The organism is Paenarthrobacter sp. YJN-5, from assembly GCF_015040095.1.
GTDB lineage: Bacteria > Actinomycetota > Actinomycetes > Actinomycetales > Micrococcaceae > Arthrobacter > Arthrobacter ureafaciens.
Window position 1 is genome coordinate 1,078,077 of record NZ_CP053544.1, and the last position, 18,025, is coordinate 1,096,101.

The window sequence follows — 18,025 nt, forward strand, 5'->3', positions numbered from 1 at the left end:
CACAAACGGCGCCTAATGCCACTTATGGCCCAACTGCCGACCCAATGAAAGCCGCGTTTGTCGGGGCTGTCGCTGATGCCGCCACCAAGCGCCTCACCGACACTGGGCGCGGTGCCGTGGTCCTGACCATGGACGACGCATATATCGCCATGAAAACCGTTGCAGGGTGGATAGATGAACGGGGGCAGAAAGGCACGTTCTGCATCACCCCGGATCTGGTGAACAGCCAACAAGCAAACTTGTGGATGCTGACATTCTGGCCATGCACGCCGCTGGCCACGAGATTGCGGCGCACTCCAAAACTCACGCCAACATGACAGCGTTGACCAATGTTCAGCGGGCCGAGGGATACGGCTATCCCAAGTCCTACCTTGAGAACCTACTGGGCGCGGGGGCTGTCACCACTTGGGCGTATCCGCTCGGCACTGGTTCGGGCGGTAGGAACCTCGCTTGTGATCAACATATATATCTGCGTTATGACCGCTGGCTGGACACCGCAGTGGGAACCAACCCGGTGCTGTACGCGCGGTACAGTGACGCCCTGCCGCTGCTGATCAACCGGACAACGTGGCGTCGAAGACTCAGGGGGCATCCAACAGGTTGGCGTAAGTTCACCGCAACTAATGGTGTCGTGGACGTTGTGGAGGACACCCCCGCCGCGAACTACCAAGGCACCAAAGCTCTCAAGCTCTCGACCACGGACAACACGGCATATGTGCCAGGAAGGCAGTACACGCTCAGCGGCCAGTGCAAGCTCGTCTCGGCAGGGAACGCCGGGAACGTGATTGCTGATAAGGCTTTTGCTCGTATTCAGTCGCTTGACTATGGGCAAGCGGTGATTGCAGGACTAGACGTGAAAGTCACTCCCGTTCTAGGTACGGACTTAGGTGCCGGGTGGAAAAAGTTCAGTCTTGATTTCACGGCAGGGCAAAGCACGAAAACGGCAAACGTTGACCTCGGTCTGCAAGCTGTTGTTGGAGGCGCTGAGATTCGTTTTGATCATGTCTGGTTCGAACCCAAGTACCTAGGCGACCTCGGCTAGGCGGGACTTAACCAAGCGGGCAGGATTACCGGCAACGACAGAAAACGGGGGGACCGACTTGGTAACAACCGCAGACGCGGCCACAACCGAGCCCGTCCCAATGGTCACGCCGGGAAGGATGATGGCGCGGGCACCGATCCACACGTCATCCTCGATGACAACCTCTCGCGGCACGGACATGCCCTGTTCAATCATGGGCGTGTCCGTGTCAGTGAAGTTATGCCCCAGTGCATAGATCATGACCTCCGGCCCCATCATCACATCTCGGCCAATTGTCACCGGCCCATCAAGACGGGAGTTGATACCAATCCCGGAACGGTCACCTATGCGGATACGATCGCCCTTGCCGAACGACGCACCGTGTTCAACGTTGATGCCATTTCCGACCTCTGCAAACAGTGGCCCGGCAACAGCAGCCCTCGCCTTCCGCCACAGGGCACCGCCCGGCGACGTAGAAGCGGGCAGGTTTTTGGCAACCATCCAATAGGCAGCAAGACGGACCTTTTGTGCAAGCGTATTCCCCATGCCCCGAGTCTAGCGGTACTAAAGACCGGTTGGGTGCCCTTGCTTCATAGAGACCCCACCCACCGGGTGGGCTTCGGTCACCCGACCACGTGCACCTTGGAGAGCGCAACGTACGAGCTTGCCGAACAAGGCCGCTTGCGCCGTAAGCGACGTCCGCACATGACCGCTAGGTCAACGACCCATGATCCACGCCACCGATGAAACCGCCTCCCGAGCGGCTCCGACGGTGCCACTGGAGGAGCTTCCTGCCTCACTTGACCCCGGATCGAACACCCTGTCAGAAAGCGGTATTCGACGCCCTTGACTCACCGTACGCCAGCCCAGTGGCACGAACAGGTCAGGGTTCGATATCGGTACAAGGCATTAGTGGTTGATCCGTAAGCAGGAGGCTGTCTTTTGGAATCTCATATGCCTTTCCCCAATTTGTGACGAGGGGGCCGTTATGAAAATCATGTAGAAATTCAGCGTGAAGTCATGTCCTCACCGGTCCGCGGAACCAGGCCGCGTTGGATATATCCAACCAACGGACAAGCTGTTCAAGGCCAGACTGCAAATATACTTCCAGCCTGTTGTAGGACTGCAGCGTGGCGATTTGTATTAGTAGACGTGTTGGCACGACTGCGTCGCAGGACGGCACACTCCTGTCACCAGAGACGTTCCTGCCCCACATGAACGAGGAAAACGCCGGCAGAGCGTTCTCAGGAAAGCTTGGAACAAACGCTTCCGCAGCTGGTTCGGTGGAATGAAGGGCTGGCACTGCTTGCCAGCGTGAATCTCGACCCGTCACTTCTGTTGGAGACTGGAAGTTCGCAAGGGGTGGCGTCCGCCTGGAGCACAACGCCAAACGCTGGGCATTCAGCGAACTACTTAACTGGGCCTCGGCAGGGTCCGAGGCGATGCGGGCGCTGATTCCGTACGTCTTGGGCTGTCACTTGTCGCTGCTCGTGCTTGCCGAGCAGGTGGCATTCTGGATTGCTCGCTGCATGAGGCCTGAAAACGCCAGCTGCATTCCAACCCTGCCGGCGCAGTTGCCTTCCACTGGGAATAAGCGCACCTTGGATCCAAGCACCCAAGTCGGCGGCTGGACTGATCCGGGACGGGCTTCCCATCACGGTAACAATTTGCGTTCGATGCTTTTCGCTGGCTTGAACACCAACACGCTGAAGGGCAAAATCAGGCGGGCATGCCCGGCTACTACTGAGCCAGTCCGTTTTCCGTCACGTAGGCGCCGAGCTTGTCCTGGCCGATGGCGTTGGCGATTCCGGAGATGGCCGCTTGGTCGGCTACCACGATCGACTGCCCGTCGGCAGAGGTACCGACGCCCAGATTCGGCAGGGTGAACATGATGGTGTCCTTCTCGCGAAGGTCCTTGAACTGGAACGCGAGGCCACCGATGGTTCCGGCGTCGAAGTCTTTGTCCACGCTGACGTACGGCGACATGGCGTCAACCATGTTGTTGATCCTCACCGGGTTGGTGAGGGTCTCCTTCGAGATGGTCTTGCTCAGCAGGGCCTTGAGGAAGAGCTGCTGGTTCTTGACGCGGGTGTAGTCCGAGTCGGGGAACGAGCGGCGCTCACGCACAAACGCCAGCGCCTTCTCGCCGTCGAGCAGGTTCTTGCCCGGCTGGAAGGTGACCTTGCCCTTGAGGACGCTCGGTGTGAACCCGGTCTTGATGTTGACTTCCACGCCGCCAAGGGCATCGGTGAGTCCCTTGAAGCCCTCGAAGTCCACCATGGCAACGTGGTCAACGCGCTGTTGGAAGAGCGACTCCACGGTCTGGACTGTGAGGGCAACGCCGCCCTGGGCCATGGCCGCGTTGATCTTCGCTTCGCCGTGCCCGGGGATGTTCACCCAGGTATCGCGCATGATGGAGATTGCGTAAACGTTCTTCCGGTCGGCCGGAACGTGCACCCAAATCAGGGTGTCAGTGCGCTGGTCCGTCGGGCCGGAATCGTCGGTGTCAACGGACTTGTCCGCGTTCTTGTCCTTGCCCATCACCAAGATGTTCATGGCGCCGGTGACGTTCTTGATGGGGCGGGTAGCCTCGTCCGGGAAGGCGTTCTCGATCTTGGTGGTTCCAGTGTTGAACGTCTGTGCCAACTTGAAGACGTAAGCGCCGCAAGCCAAAGCAATGACCAACACTGCTGCTGCGAAGCCCAGAAGCACGTTACGTGCCGTCTTCTTCTGGCTCTTTTCGCGTCGCGGACGGGCGTGGTGCTCAGCAGTCTGGGCATCAGTAGAGTGCGTCATTTATTCCTAGGGGTTGACATCAGCAGCGATGATTCTACCAAATCCACCTTTAGGACCCTCTGAGGCCAGCCGTTGGAGGCAGTCAGCCGGCAGCGCTGTACAAGCTCTTGGACGAGAAGCTACGGCTTGAGGTCTTCCATTTATTGGTCACCGTTAGCGAGTAGGGCGCGTCCTTGGCGAGCGTTGTTTGCCCCACCTTGACCACCATCATTTCCAGCTTGGGATGCATGCCATTGTTTGCCCCGTACGCAGTATTCTCACCGCTTGCCGCCAACTTCTTGGTCAGTTGTTTGCCGGAAGCCGTTGACCACTTCACTTCCGTGGTGCCACCAACCACATTGAAGCCGTAAATCCGCACCAGCCCAGTGGATGGTTCGAAGGTGGCTTCCGTGATGATGGGGGTGCCGAGCCCTGACTCCATCTGGGTCTTGAGCGGCGTTCCCTTCCCTGCACACGTGTAATACGAGTCCCACATGAAAGAGACAACCTTGGTGGCCTGGGACAGCTGCTGGAGCTGCCGCTGTATCCGTTCCTTGGTGCTCTGGCCACGGAGGTTGTCCCCGCACGGATTTGAAGCGGTTGCGGGTGCCATTCCTTCAAGGTTGGCCCACAAAACTGCGCCCGTTCCGGAGATGCCCTGCGCTGCCGCCCGGAAGTAGTCGCGCACTGGAGCCACGTACTTGGCACCCCACGTGCCCTTGCCCACGATGCTGGCGGCGTAACGGTCCACGGAGGAGTCCGCCTCGTTCTCAAGGAAGGCCCCGCCCTTCCCGGTTCCCATGCCGTCCTGAATGGCGATGTTCAGAGTGAGTCCGCCGGCGGTTTGGGCAATCCGCTTCGCGCCTTCGCGGGCCTGATCGAGGCTGATGCTCACTGCATTGACCCGTGCATCCAGGTAAGGACTCACAATGGCGGCCCGGGTGGGAAGGATCTTGTGGATGGCCTGGTTCTGCATGCGGTACACGTCAAGGACCGAATCGAACGCACGGCTGCCGGTTACCGGCATCTCAGTGTGGTGGTAGAAGCCTGCGAGCCCCGCAACGTTGTTCTCTGACGCGTGGTACTGAAGGAAGCGTTCCGTGAAAGCCTTGAGAGTCCCTGTGTAGGACAAATCGGGAAGATACGGAAGGTCGCTTCGTTTCACGGGAGCAGGCAGTCCCGCATAGAGCTTCATGCCCAGCTTGGTGGCAGCCGCCGCAAAAGAGCCGGTGGCATCAGGACTACCAGACGATCCTCCTCCGGCCACTACAACGTCGTACTGTCCGTTCGAGGAATTGCAGCCGCTGCCTTGAGTGGGAATGACCAACACGGTGAACTTCTTGCCCTTGCTGACCACTTGCCGGTCCCGGGGACAAACAACAGCTTTCTTGCTCCACGCGCTGTGGTCCGGATATAGGAAGTACCGGCTGACGTTGATCTTGTCCGAGACGGCCTTGGCGCAATTTTCGCCGTTGATGAGGCAGTCCCTGGGAATCGAAGGCAACGTCACGGGTCGCAGGGACGAGCCGAACGTGATGGCCGTATCAGCACCTGCAGCCTTCATCTCCATGAGCTTCTGCGAATTCCGCGAAAGGCTGGAGCTGGCCGAGACGAAGTACCCACCGATGGGATAGGGCGGCAGTTGCGGAGCCTTGACGGTGGGGGAGGGCGTTGGGCTCGGCTGAGTGGCTTCCGGTGCAGGGTCGGGTTGCTCTGCTTGGTTGGAAAGGACCTCTGACCCGTGCGGCCAGGCCAGGGCGACGCCGGAGACTGCCACGGCAAGGACGACGGCCACCAGGATTGCTTTGATCCGGGGGCGGCTTCCTCTGATGAGCGTCAATGTATTCCTCGGGTCGGCAACAGCAAACGATCCTACGGAAACGGTTGACAGTTATCCATACGCTAGACTAAACCGGGCTGCCCTCCTGCTGTTGGTAGCTATGGCGGCCGGTACACCCGCGTTGCCAGATTGAAGCAGGCGCTGGCAGGGTCGTTTAGTAAGCAACGGGGGGAAAGTTGGGCACCGGTATCAAACGTGTTCAAACCGCACTTGTGGTTTTGATGCTGGCCGTATTTGGGTTCCTGGGAACCCAACCGGCTGTTGCTACTGATATCTTCCCAAGCCCCCAACCATCGTCGGAAAGCCCTGCTCCCGAGCCGTCCGAGTCTGAAGATCCGCCTCCTGTAGTGGTGATTCCGCCCATCGACTTCCCTACAACCGAACCGGCGCCGCTGGATCCCACGCCCGTGGACCCCGCTCCCGTGCAGCCTCCGGCACCGCCGGCGCCACCACCCGTGGCGCCACCCGCCGTCGAGCCCGTTGCTCCGGCCACCACCGCGCCGGTTGTCACTCCGCCACCCAGCCTCCAGGTGCTGCCAACCGAAGTGCCGGCCCAAGAGTATGTAGTGGAACCCGAGGCACCTACGGAAACGGCCAGCGCACCCGCTGTTGTGACCCCGTCTCCTACGCCCACCAAGTCCGCAGCTCCGGCGGTAGCCAGCGCGGACATCACCGGCCCGCTCAAGGCAGCCCTCGCGCCGGTGGCTGAGAACAACCCGATCGTTCAGGGTCTGACCGTCCTGGTCCTCCTGCTGCTCGGCCTGGCCTACTTCCGCGCATTGCGTTCAAAGGGCATCCGTAGGCCCCGCCTCAACGGCAAGTAGCCATGAAGACTTCCCGTAAACGGGATGCGGCTGACCACAATTCGGCATCGCCCCTGCGCCTCATGCTGCTCACGCATTCCTACTGGCCCGAACACAGCCCGCCGCAACGCCGGTGGTCTTCGCTCACCCGCGAATTCACGAAGGCCGGCTGGGCTGTTGACGTCGTCGCGCCCGTAGCCCATTACCCCAACGGCCGCCGGAACCTGCCGCGCCGCGAAGCCGGGTTCGCTTTCTCGCACCAGCCCGGTCCGTTCAAGGAAACCATCCGCCGCGTGCCCTATCTGCGACACTTGGGCACTTCGCCGTTGGCCCGTTTTGCGGATCAGCTCTTCTCCGCTGTGATGTCTGTTCCCGTGGGGCTCGGCGGGAAGAAACCCGACGCGATCCTGGCCACGGCTCCCAGCCTTCCAACCCTCGCCACCGGGTACGTCCTCTCCCGGTTGCGCAGCGTGCCGCTGATCGTGGAAATGCGCGACGCCTGGCCGGACTTGGCTCGCGACGCAAGGCTGGTGCAGGGCAGCGTCAAGAGCGTGGCGGAGCGGGCCGTAGAGTTCGTGCAGCAGCGTGCTGATCTGGTGGTTACGGTCACCGAGGGTTTTGCCGAGACGCTGCGCAACCGCGGCATCAAGAACGTGGTGACGGTCAGCAACGGACTCGACCTCAACGCCATGCCCTTCCTGGAAGCACCGCCCGCCGAACGGGACGTCTTCCATGCCCTGTACCTGGGCAACCACGGCAAGAGCCAGCGGCTGGATATCCTCATCCGGGCCGCGGCGTTGTTGGGCGACGGCTTCCACCTGACTCTGGTGGGTCACGGCACCAGCAGACCCCAACTGGTGAAACTCGCCCGCGAGCTGGACGCGCCCGTTACGTTCTTCCCGTCCCTCCAAGGGCAGGCAGTGGTGGACAAGTACCGCGAGGCCGACACGTGCATCGTTTCGCTCCGCGACGACTGGAAGTCCTTCGAAACCACGGTCCCGTCCAAAACGTACGAGGTCCTTGCCATCGGCAGGCACGTCACCGCGATCGTCAAGGGCGAAGCCAAGCGGATCGTCCAAGAAGCCGGGGGAGGGGACGTGGTCCCGGCCAACGCCGAGGCCGTGGCCGAACTGTGGCGCGAACTGTCCAAGGACCGCGCCCGGCTAGCCTCCGGAACCAGCGGCCGCGAATGGGTCAAGGCCAACGCCGACTACGCCCAGCTCGCCATCCGGTACATGGACGCCATCTCCGCGCTGGTGCGTCCGGAAGAACAGGCGGCAGTATGAAGCAGCTTCTGAAGAACCTGGTCCTCACGGTCGTAACTATTTCCGAGCACCTGAATGAGGCGCCATCAGTATTGGTCCTGCAGGTACTTAGAAAGTTGCCGCCGAAGCTTGTTCGGCCTCTAGCTCGCAAACTGGCATCGTTGGACCCCCGCTCGTACCAACCGCTGTTTCTTCTTGCCAGCCATGCCGGAGGTGACACCCCCGGGCTCGCTGCACGATTCTCTAGGGCAATTGAGAAAAGCATTAGTGGGCAAAGTGCTCGCAATGCTGCAGAGGTTGCTATCGCTGCTGAGATGCCCGAATGGGCTGATGTCTTCCTGCCGCTGGCCGCCGGGGCCACCCGTACTCCGGCGACCCTCGCCCGGCGCAAGTGGTACGACGGCGACATGAGCGGCGCCGTCGTCGTCCTCGCGGATGAGCGGGGTTCCATGGCGAAGCAGCGGCAGCGGCTCGAATCCGAAGTACGCGTCTTCCAAGGGTGGAAACCATCGCTGCCGGCTACGCCGACGACGCCGCAGCCCCGGAAAGTCCTCCATCTCCTCACCAACTCCGTGCCGCACACAGGCAGCGGCTATGCCCGGCGCAGCCACTCGATCCTGACCGCGCAGCAGGCCGAGGGCTGGGAGGCCCTGGCCGTCACCCGGCTCGGCTACCCGGTGCAGATCGGCTCGCTTACCGCGCGCGAGCGGGACGTAGTTGACGGGGTCCGCTATGAGCGCCTCTTGCCGGCCCGCATGGCAACTTCCATGGACGGCAGGCTCCAGCAACAGGCTGAAGGCGTGCTGCGCATCGCGCGCCGGTTCCGTCCGGCTGTCCTCCACACCACTACGCACTTCGTCAACGGACTGGTTGCCCGCGAAGTCGCCGGTGCCCTGAACATTCCGTGGGCTTATGAAGTCCGCGGCCAGCTGGCAGACACGTGGGCTTCGACACGTGGAGAGGCCGCCCGGAGCAGCGAACGGTACTCGCTTTTCACCGAGCGTGAAGCGGACGTGATGCGCAGCGCCAACCTTGTGGTGACGCTCGGTGAGTCCATGAAACGCAACATTGTGGCGTCCGGAATCGATGAAAACAAGGTGCTGATCTGCCCAAATGCAGTGGGTGGAGACTACCTGGAGGAACCGCTAGACCACGCCGACGCACGCAGGGCTCTGGGCCTGGATCCCGACTCCCTGTACATAGGAACAGTAAGCAGCCTTGTTGACTACGAAGGCCTTGATGATCTGGTCAGCGCATTTGCGCTGCTTGCTCCAAGGCTGCGAAAGTTGAAGCTGGTTTTGGTTGGGGACGGCACTGCTGCGCCCGCGCTCCAGGACCAGGTCCGGCGGCTGGGTCTCATGGACCGCACCATCTTCGCCGGGCGTGTGCCTCCCGCGCAGGCGCGGCTGTACCACTTGTCCCTGGACGTTTTTGTGGTGCCGCGCAAGGACCTCGCGGTCACCCGTGCGGTCACCCCGCTCAAGCCTGTTGAGGCTTTGGCCTCCGGTCGGCCGGTAGTAGCCAGCGATCTGGACGCGCTGCGGGAGATAGTGCACGACGGCGTCAACGGCAAAGTGACAAAAGCCGAGGACCCGGAAGGGCTGGCTGAGGTGTTGCACGGCTTGCTGATCGACGCGGACTTGCGGCGGCGGCTTGGAGCTGCAGGCCGGCAAGAAGTCTTGGCTACGAGGACATGGCAGGCAAATGCCCGGGCATACATCCGGGCGTACGAGAATTTGGGCGTCTAACAAACGTAGGGAGGGACAGCTGATGTCGGCAAAGAAAGCAGCATTGTTGCCAGAGCCAGCGGCGGTACAGCCACTGGCTGTGGACATGCGACGCCTGACGCGCGTTGGTGCGCGTCCAGGCTTTCTGGATTACCTGGTTCAGCTGTGGGACTTCCGCGAATTCATCTTCTACGACGCCCGCGCCCGGGTGCAGAGCGGCACCCGCCGGGACCGCCTGGGCAGTGCCTGGCTGCTGCTGAACCCCGTCTTCAACGGCCTCACCTACTACGTAATCTTCGGACTCCTGCTCCAAACCAGCGGCGGAATCGAAAACTACGTCGGCTACCTGGTGATCGGCATCTTCATCTTCCAGGGAACCTCCGGCGCCATCACCAGCGGGGCTCGGTCCATCCACAGCAACAAGTCAGTGGTGCAGGCCTTCAACTTCCCACGGGCCACGCTGCCGATCGGCATGAACATCCGCGAGATGATGTCCAACGTCCCGCTGATCCTCGCCATGCTGTTGATCATCACCCTGATCCCTCCCGTGGAGAAGATCACGTGGCTGTGGTTGCTGATCATCCCGGCGCTGTTGCTGCAATCGCTCTTCAACCTGGGAGTCGGGTTGATCCTTGCCCGCATCATCTCCCGCGTCCATGACGCCACCCACCTGCTGCCGTTCTTCATGCGCGCCTGGATGTACGGCTCCGCGATCTTCTATTCGTACGAGAAGTTCGTGACGCACCCGGACCTTCTGGCAGTCCTGAAGATGAATCCCCTCTTCAATGTCATCGACATCCTGCGCAACTGCATCCTCTACGCCCAACCGCCCACGTGGCAGTCATGGGCCACGCTCGCGGTATGGGCGCTGGGTGCGTTGGTAGTTGGCATGGTCTTCTTCTGGCAGGGGGAGGAATCCTATGGCCGCAACTGAGCAGGTTCTGGATGTTGAAGGCCACCCGTGCGTGGTTGTTGACGGCGCGGCCATGGAGTACCGGGTAGTCACCACGGACTCCGACGCCGTCGCACAGGAACGCCGGGATACGAGCTTCCTGCGCCGCTTGAGGCACCGCCCCAATACGGTGACCGTCCGCGCGCTCTACGAATTGTCCCTCGTGGTGGAACGCGGCGAGTCAGTGGGCATCATCGGCCGCAACGGCTCCGGCAAGAGCACGCTGATGAAACTCATCAGCGGTCAGATGCGTCCGACGTCGGGTGCTATTTTCGCTTCCAGTACCCCCATCATGCTGGGCGTCAACGCCGCCCTGATGCCGGATCTCTCCGGACACCAGAACGTGGTGCTCGGCTGCCTTGCCATGGGAATGAGCCGCCGCGAAGTGGATGAGAAGTTCGACAGCATTGTTGAACTGTGCGGCCTTGAAGACTCCATCTACCTGCCCATGAAGTCCTATTCCTCAGGCATGGCCTCCAGGCTCCGCTTTGCCATTGCCGCCAGCATCGACCCCGAGATCCTCCTGGTGGACGAGGCCCTGAACACCGGCGACGCCCAGTTCGGTGACCGCAGCAAGAAGCGCATGGACCAGCTCCGCGAGCAGGCCGGTTGCGTGTTCCTGGTGAGCCACTCACTGGACACCATCACCAAGATGTGCAGCCGCGTGCTGTGGCTGGACAAGGGCCACCTGATCATGGACGGCGAGCCGGCCGAGACGGTCAAGGCATACCAGGACTTCACCGGGCACCTGGCCAAGGGGAACAACATCTCCGCCGCACGTATCCGCGACGAAGCCCGGGCCAACCTCCAGATGACCGAAATCCTGGGCCGCAGCAAGATGCGCAGGACCAAAGCATGAGGCCGCTCCTGGCGGATGCCCGGAAGGCACTCTGGCACCTCCGGCAGGGTGGTGTCCCGCAGCTGCGCGACTGGTACCGGCGCCATCGGGTGTCATCGGGTCCCGTCCGCAGCGCGCAGGGCCAGCAGCTCCGCAACGGGCTGTCGTTTCCGGAATACGAGTACCCCGCCACGGCTCCCCGGCGTGAGGACCTGACGGTCGGCGTCATCCTGGACGACTTCTCCGCCAAGGCGTTTGCCTACGAATGGAACGTGGTCTTCCTCGAGAAGGACTCCTGGCTGCAGCAGTTGCAGGAGCAGGCGATCGACTTCGTCTTCATCGAATCTGCCTGGAAGGGCAACAGCGGCTCCTGGCAGTACCAGCTCACCGGGCCCAATGGACCCAAGCCCGAGTTCCTCAACCTGCTCCGGTGGTGCAAGGAGAACGGCGTCCCCACGGTCTTCTGGAACAAAGAAGACCCTCCTCACTTTGAGGACTTCCTTCCGGCCGCCCGCGAGTTCGACTTCGTCTTTACCTCGGACGAGAACAAACTCCCGGCGTACTACGAAGCACTGGGCCACGATCGCGTTGCCGTGCTGCCCTTCGCGGCGCAACCGGCCATCCACAACCCCGTCCGCCCGGCCAACGGACGCCACGCCAGGGATGTGGCCTTCGCCGGCATGTACTTTGCCCACAAGTACCCGGAACGCCGCGAACAGATGCAGTTGCTCCTGGACGGGGCCATTGCCGGCTCGGCCAAGTTCAAGAACGGCTTGGAGATCTTCTCCCGCCAGCTGGGCGGAGATCCGGACTACCAGTTCCCTGATCCTTACGACGCCCACGTGGTGGGGTCGCTCAGCTACGACCAGATGCTGACCGCCTACAAGGCCTACAAAGTGTTCCTCAACGTGAACTCCGTTGTTGACTCACCCAGCATGTGCGCGCGAAGGATCTTTGAAATCACGGCAGCGGGAACCCCCGTAGTGACGACCCCCAGCCCCGCGCTGCCGCGGTTCTTCCCGGAGAACGAAGTCCACAGCGTGGCCAACACCAAGCAGGCCTCCGACGTGATCAGGGCACTCCTGCGCAGTCCCGAGCTCAACGACCGCTCCGTGCACCTGGCCCAGCGCAGGATCTGGGCTGAGCACACCTACGCCCACCGCGCCGAGCAGGTCCTGGCGGCCGCTTTGCCGGCCAAAGCGCGCCCGGTCCAGCCCGAATCCGTCAGCGCGCTGGTCTCCACCATCAGGCCCCGGCAGCTGGACCACGTCTTCGCCACGATCGCGTCCCAGCGTGGAGTGGACGTTGAACTGGTGCTCCTGACGCACGGGTTCACGCCCGATGCCACGGAAATCGCAGGGCTGCAGGAAAGGTACGGCGTCAGCAAGCTGACACTGCTCGAAGCACCGCAGTCGCTCAGCCTCGGCGCCTGCCTGAACCTTTGCGTTGCCTCCGCAAGTGGTTCCGTCCTGACCAAAATGGACGACGACGATTACTACGGCCCCGACTATCTGCGGGACCAACTGAACGCACTGCGGTACTCAGGTGCCGACGTCGTAGGCAAACTGGCGCACTTCATGTACATCGCCAGCCGCAACGCGGCTGTCTACCGCTTTGGGCACATGGAGCACCGCTTCAGCCACATGGTCATGGGACCCACCATCATGGCCAAGCGCGCCGTCTTCGAAAAGCACCCTTTCGAAGAGAAGAACCGAGGCGAAGATACCGCCTTCCTCACTGCCGTGACGGAAGGCGGCGGGAAGATCTACTCCGCCGATCGATACAACTACTACCAACTTCGGGGCGGGGCAGGGCACACCTGGAACGCCTCCGACGACGAACTTCTCGCCACCGGGGAAGTCAAGTTCTGGGGGAACCCCGCAGAACACGTCACTCTCTAGCCGGACTCGCTGAATACCAAGACAAAAGGGGAACAACATTGAACACCATCGAACGCGTTGCCGTCATCGGCCTGGGCTACATTGGCCTGCCCACCGCCGCCATCCTTGCCACCAATGGCATCGAAGTTGTGGGTGTCGATGTTAACCAAAACACGGTTGATGCCGTTAACGCCGGGCAGGTCCCCTTCGTCGAGCCGGACCTGGCCGTGCACGTCTCTGGTGCCGTCAGCCAGGGCCACCTGAGCGCCAGCACCTCCACGCCGAAGGCCGACGCCTACATTGTGGCTGTGCCCACCCCGTTCAAGGCAGATCGCTCCGCCGACCTGAGCTACATCGAAGCCGCAGCCCGGGGCATTGCTCCGCAGCTGGAGGGTGGCGAACTCCTGATCCTGGAATCCACTTCACCTCCCGGCGCCACCGAGCACATGGCCCGCTTCATCCTGGACCTGCGCCCCGACCTCAGCCTTGACGGCTCCGGCTCCAAGCCCGCAGTCCTGGTGGCCCACTGCCCCGAGCGCGTCTTGCCCGGCCGCGTGATGATCGAACTGGTCACCAACGACCGCATCATCGGAGGCATGACCGCCGAAGCCGCTGATAAGGCCAAGCACCTCTACGCCGTCTTCTGCCAGGGCGAAATCCTCACCACGGACGCCGTCACGGCTGAAATGGCAAAGCTGGTGGAAAACTCCTACCGCGACGTCAACATCGCGTTCGCCAACGAACTGTCCGTTATCAGCGACAAGCTCGGCATCGATGTCTGGGAGCTCATCCGCCTGGCCAACCACCACCCCCGCGTCAACATCCTCCAGCCCGGCCCCGGCGTCGGCGGCCACTGCATCGCCGTCGATCCCTGGTTCATTGTTGCCGCCGCCCCGGAGGAATCCCGCCTGATCCGGACCGCCCGCGAAGTCAACGACTCCAAGCCCGAGTGGGTGTTCCAGAAGGTAGTTGCCGCCCTGGAGAACCTGCCCGCCACGGCCGAGGTATCCGTCCTGGGTCTCGCCTTCAAGGCCAACATCGACGATCTCCGCGAATCACCCGCCATCGAGATCGCCGCCCACCTCTCCGAGGCACTCACGGACCGCCGCATCAACGTAGCGGAACCGCACGTTGAAGAACTGCCGAAGCAGCTCGCCGGACGCAGCAACGTAGAGCTCGTATCCATCGAGGAATCCATCCAGCGTTCAGACGTGGTGGTGGTCCTGGTGGACCACGACGACGTCAAGGAAGTTGCGCCTGAACTCCTGGCCGGCAAGGTGGTTATTGATACGCGTGGTGCGTTGAAGCTTGAAGCATCCTCTCCGGTGGGCGCTGTCTAACAATGCCTCGCGCAAGAAGTATCAATCCCAAGGTCCACGCCATAACCTCCTACGCATCAATAGGGAGGTTTCTGGCGCAAACCAAGGTCGGCCCAGGTTTCCACGTGATCGAGCATGGAAACCTGCCCATCGATCTGCTGGTGCAGGACCGTGGCCACAAAACCACGGTTGTCTTCTTGCATGGAGCCGTTCGCGCGGACCAGGGCCTGCCGGTCATTACAGGCCTCGGAATTTCCCGCGACGTCCCGGTCAACCGCATCTTCATCTCCGATCCCAGCCTTATCCTGGACCCGGACATGAACCTTGGTTGGTACGCGGGCAATGCCGAGCAACGGCTGCAGGCGATCCTGCAGGACATCGTTGCCAAGGTGGTTGCATCCTTCGGCAGCGAGAGGCTTGTCTTCTTCGGCCCGGCCGGGGGAGGGTTCGCGGCGCTCTACCTCTCCGCGCACTTCCCCGGGTCGATGGCTGTTGCCCTTAGCCCGCACACGAACATTGCAGGGCATCAGCAAGCTGACGTCGTGGCGCAGTACGCCGAAGCCTGCTTCGGCGTCACCGGTGAAGACCCCGTGAACCGACTGCCGTACAGCATTACCACCGACTTGAGCGACCTTTACAGCAGGCCCCTGCAGAACACTGTCGCTTATGTCCGGAACGCCATGGATGCCTTTCACACTGAACATCACCGTGACCCCTTTGTGAAGAATCTTCACCCGGGAAATAAGGTCTTCGAGATCGCTGGAACCCACTGGGGTGCCGGTCATGCCGCTCCTCCCCGGGAGCTCGTGGACGGCATCCTGCAGGTGGCAGCGGGCGACGAGTGGGCCAAGGGACTCGAAGGGCTCGGCTTCGCCCGTAACTGACGGGGTACGTTTTTACAGCTTTGCCAGCAGGCATCCCAGACCGCCTGCTGCACAACTACATCAGGCGTCCCCGAACGGCTGATGTGCATCTAACATCCTGGAGCATTGCAAAATGTCTAGAATTCTTGACTCATCCTTCGTGAGATTCCTCAGAAGTCCCCGGGGACTTCTTGGCCTGGGAATCTTCTTCCTACTCGTCATCGGTGGAGTGCTGCACCTCGCAGGACTTGGCAGCCTCGGCATCTTCCTGGTGGTGCTGGGCGTTGCCTTGGCCATTCCGGTGCTGTTCGAAGGAACCCACACCATCCGCCGCTCGCTGACTGTCCTGCGGCAGGGCGTCCGGAAGTCCGAAGAGCAGGCCCGGGCCGCTGCATCCGCCGCACGGAACCAGCCTGCCCCGGACAACCGTGCACGTTTGGACCACGCCGAACTGAACAAGCTGGTCTCGGCGGTGAGCCAGCCGAAGCCGGCAGCGGCCGCCCCGGATGTACAGCTGGAGCAAATCCGCGATTGGGTGGGGATGTCACGGAGTTCAAACGGACGCAACCTCTCCGTAGCTGCCGCAAACGGCATCTTTGAAGCGATCAAGAGCCACTTGCCCTCGACGGCGGTACACATTGGCTCCGCAGTCTCTACTGCTTGGGTTGCCAACTGCCTGAGCAGGCTGCAGGCGAAGCCGTCCTTCGCTGCCGGGCTGGTGGATTCCACCGACGAGCTGGCGGCATTCAAGAGCATGGAAGGATTGGCTCTTTCCGCAGACAAGGCCACCTGCCAGCAGCTCCCCGTCGCTCCGACGCCTGCCGCATCCCTGGCCGGGATCACAGCGCATGCCGTGGACATGGTGGTGATCGACTTTGGCGGTATCGCCAACAAAGCGTCAGTGCAGGACAACATTCCCGAGCGCTACTTCACATGGCTTCGTCCCAACACTCCTGTGGTGATCGTGGACTCTTCCGCCATTGACGTCCGGCCCGCCGTGGAGGAGTTCCTCGCAGCCCACCCGCGGTTCTACGTGAAGAAGATTTCCGCGTCCCTGAGTCACGCCGAATTGATTGGAATGTGAAAACGATGATCAGCAATGACGTACAAGCTGGCCTGACCAATCTGGTAACAAACTCCTTTGGCACGGACATTTCCTATTCGCTGCCCGAAGCCAAGCGTGGGCTTCCGTCCGTCGGCATTATCCTGGACGATTTTTCCACCCAGTGCTTTGCGCCGGAAGCCCGTCTGTGGCCTATCTCCGTGCGTGACCACCGGGAAGCTTTGGAACGCCTGCGTCCCGAGATCATGCTCATCGAGTCGGCATGGAACGGTAATGACGGCGACTGGTCATTCCAGATCACCAGCCCCAACGGCCCCAAAGAGGGCTTCTTTTCCCTGATCCAGGCCTGCCGCGAACTGGGAATCCCCACTGTCTTCTGGAATAAGGAAGATCCGCCCCACTTCCAAGAGTTCCTGCCGGCAGCCCGCGAATTTGACGTTATTTTGACGTCGGAGGAATCGCTGATCAATGACTACATTGAGGCCGCCGGACACCAAAACGTGGCAGCGCTTCCCTTTGCGGCCCAACCGCGTATTCACCGTCCGCTCCGGGATGCCCAGGCAAGCGTGGGGAACGTTGCCTTCGCCGGGCAATACTTCGCGCACAAATTCCCGGAACGCCGCGAGCAGATGAACCTGTTGTTCCCGCCGTCTGCCGAACTCGGCTTGTCCATCTACTCACGGGCGCTGGGCGGGGATCCCAACTATGCATTCCCTGAGCCTTACTCGAACTTCGTGGTTGGTTCCCTGCCGTACGCGGCCATGGTGCGTGCGTACGGCCATCACAAGGTCTTCCTGAACGTGAACTCTGTTCCGCAGTCCAAGAGCATGTGTGCCCGGCGCATCTTCGAACTGAGCAGCAGCAAGACAGCCGTGGTCAGCGTCGAGTCCGAGGCGATCTCCGGTTCCTACGCAGCGGATGAAGTTTTCACAGTGCAGACCCAGCAGGAGGCCGCCGAGGTTCTTGGCCGCCTCGTGAAAGACCATGTCTTCCGCGAGCGGGCCACCCACAAGGCCTGGCGCCGCACGCTGCAGCAGCACACATATGCCCAGCGCATGAAGCAGATTTACTCCATGGCCAGCTTGGAATGGCATGAGCCGCGGCACGATCTCACTGCCGCCTTGGTCATCTCCTCTTTGTCCTCGCTGGAACGGTTGCTGAGCCAGGTCGACGCGCAAACGGCGGACTTCGAACAGCTTGTGGTTATTTCCCGCGTTGGCCCTGACGATGCGGAAATTCGCGAACTTCTTCAGCGCAAGGGGATCAACCACGCGCCGGTCATCCTCCGCACGCCGCAGGACATTGCCAATTACCAGGTAGACACCCGGTACATCGTTGCTTTCTCGGAGGCGTACGACTACGCGCCGGACTACGCCAACGACCTGCGGCTCTACACCTTGCACGGCTCTGATGCCCGCGTCACCGGCAAGGCAGTGACCGGGGAAGCCCGGAAACCCGAGTCGGCCTACGTCGGCAACGCCTGGCAAGAGGACGTTGAAGGTTTCCACGTGCTGTCCGGGGCATGGATCGCCCCAGCGGATGCGGCTTGGCAGCCGGTGCTCTCCAACGAGATGCTGGCGCCCGGTTCGGTCTTCGAAGGTCCGGAACCAATGTCCATCACGGATCGGTTCAACGTCCGCACGGCTTCTACCAGTTCAGACCTTTCCTGGACGATTTAG

The 18,025-nt window shown here is 61.7% G+C and carries 14 protein-coding genes; 11 read left to right on the forward strand and 3 right to left on the reverse strand.

From position 1 onward, the window contains the following. Positions 1 to 241: 241 nt before the first annotated feature. Entirely contained in the window at positions 242 to 1,042 is an 801-nt protein-coding gene (locus tag HMI59_RS05145; RefSeq protein WP_193593033.1) for a polysaccharide deacetylase family protein, read from the forward strand. Here HMI59_RS05145 and HMI59_RS05150 read toward each other — a convergent pair. The 3 genes from HMI59_RS05150 to HMI59_RS05160 all read right to left on the reverse strand — a co-directional run bounded on the left by HMI59_RS05150 (position 1,025) and on the right by HMI59_RS05160 (position 5,636). Beyond that, positions 1,025 to 1,567 carry a DapH/DapD/GlmU-related protein gene (locus tag HMI59_RS05150; protein WP_193593034.1) on the reverse strand — a complete coding sequence of 181 codons (543 nt, stop codon included), beginning with the start codon at positions 1,565 to 1,567 and terminating at the stop codon, positions 1,025 to 1,027. The two genes, HMI59_RS05145 and HMI59_RS05150, sit on opposite strands and share 18 nt — an antisense overlap. Positions 1,568 to 2,761: 1,194 nt before the next feature. Then, positions 2,762 to 3,817 carry an LCP family protein gene (locus HMI59_RS05155; protein WP_193593035.1) on the reverse strand — a complete coding sequence of 352 codons (1,056 nt, stop codon included), beginning with the start codon at positions 3,815 to 3,817 and terminating at the stop codon, positions 2,762 to 2,764. 82 nt (positions 3,818 to 3,899) lie between these two features. Further along, positions 3,900 to 5,636: a hypothetical protein gene (locus HMI59_RS05160; RefSeq protein ID WP_193593036.1), complete on the reverse strand. Its 1,737-nt coding sequence runs from the start codon at positions 5,634 to 5,636 to the stop codon at positions 3,900 to 3,902. Positions 5,637 to 5,983: 347 nt separating this feature from the next. On the opposite strand from HMI59_RS05160, the gene HMI59_RS05165 reads away from it, so the two are divergent. From HMI59_RS05165 to HMI59_RS05210, 10 genes are all read left to right on the forward strand, one after another. After that, positions 5,984 to 6,460, forward strand: coding sequence for a hypothetical protein (locus HMI59_RS05165; protein ID WP_193593037.1), 477 nt, complete (start codon positions 5,984 to 5,986; stop codon positions 6,458 to 6,460). Positions 6,461 to 6,462: 2 nt separating this feature from the next. Beyond that, the gene (locus HMI59_RS05170; protein ID WP_193593038.1) at positions 6,463 to 7,725 is read left to right on the forward strand and encodes a glycosyltransferase family 4 protein; all 1,263 of its coding nucleotides are present in this window, start codon (positions 6,463 to 6,465) and stop codon (positions 7,723 to 7,725) included. 293 nt (positions 7,726 to 8,018) lie between these two features. Then, on the forward strand, positions 8,019 to 9,452 hold the full coding sequence (locus HMI59_RS05175) for a glycosyltransferase family 4 protein (protein ID WP_227471542.1): 1,434 nt from the start codon (positions 8,019 to 8,021) through the stop codon (positions 9,450 to 9,452). 22 nt (positions 9,453 to 9,474) lie between these two features. Continuing rightward, positions 9,475 to 10,365, forward strand: coding sequence for an ABC transporter permease (locus HMI59_RS05180; RefSeq protein WP_071416173.1), 891 nt, complete (start codon positions 9,475 to 9,477; stop codon positions 10,363 to 10,365). Then, complete coding sequence (locus HMI59_RS05185; RefSeq protein ID WP_071416174.1) at positions 10,352 to 11,242, forward strand: ABC transporter ATP-binding protein; 891 nt, start codon at positions 10,352 to 10,354, stop codon at positions 11,240 to 11,242. Before HMI59_RS05180 ends, HMI59_RS05185 begins: the two co-directional genes overlap by 14 nt. Then, the gene (locus tag HMI59_RS05190) at positions 11,239 to 13,122 is read left to right on the forward strand and encodes a glycosyltransferase (protein ID WP_193593040.1); all 1,884 of its coding nucleotides are present in this window, start codon (positions 11,239 to 11,241) and stop codon (positions 13,120 to 13,122) included. The genes HMI59_RS05185 and HMI59_RS05190 overlap by 4 nt, the downstream gene beginning before the upstream one ends. A gap of 38 nt (positions 13,123 to 13,160) precedes the next feature. Continuing rightward, positions 13,161 to 14,441 carry a UDP-N-acetyl-D-mannosamine dehydrogenase gene (gene wecC / locus HMI59_RS05195; protein ID WP_193593041.1) on the forward strand — a complete coding sequence of 427 codons (1,281 nt, stop codon included), beginning with the start codon at positions 13,161 to 13,163 and terminating at the stop codon, positions 14,439 to 14,441. 104 nt (positions 14,442 to 14,545) lie between these two features. Further along, positions 14,546 to 15,304 (forward strand): hypothetical protein, encoded by a 759-nt coding sequence (locus tag HMI59_RS05200; RefSeq protein WP_193593042.1) that lies wholly within the window; start codon positions 14,546 to 14,548, stop codon positions 15,302 to 15,304. Between the two features lie 112 nt (positions 15,305 to 15,416). Further along, positions 15,417 to 16,367: a hypothetical protein gene (locus HMI59_RS05205; RefSeq protein ID WP_193593043.1), complete on the forward strand. Its 951-nt coding sequence runs from the start codon at positions 15,417 to 15,419 to the stop codon at positions 16,365 to 16,367. A gap of 5 nt (positions 16,368 to 16,372) precedes the next feature. Beyond that, positions 16,373 to 18,025, forward strand: coding sequence for a glycosyltransferase (locus HMI59_RS05210; protein ID WP_193593044.1), 1,653 nt, complete (start codon positions 16,373 to 16,375; stop codon positions 18,023 to 18,025).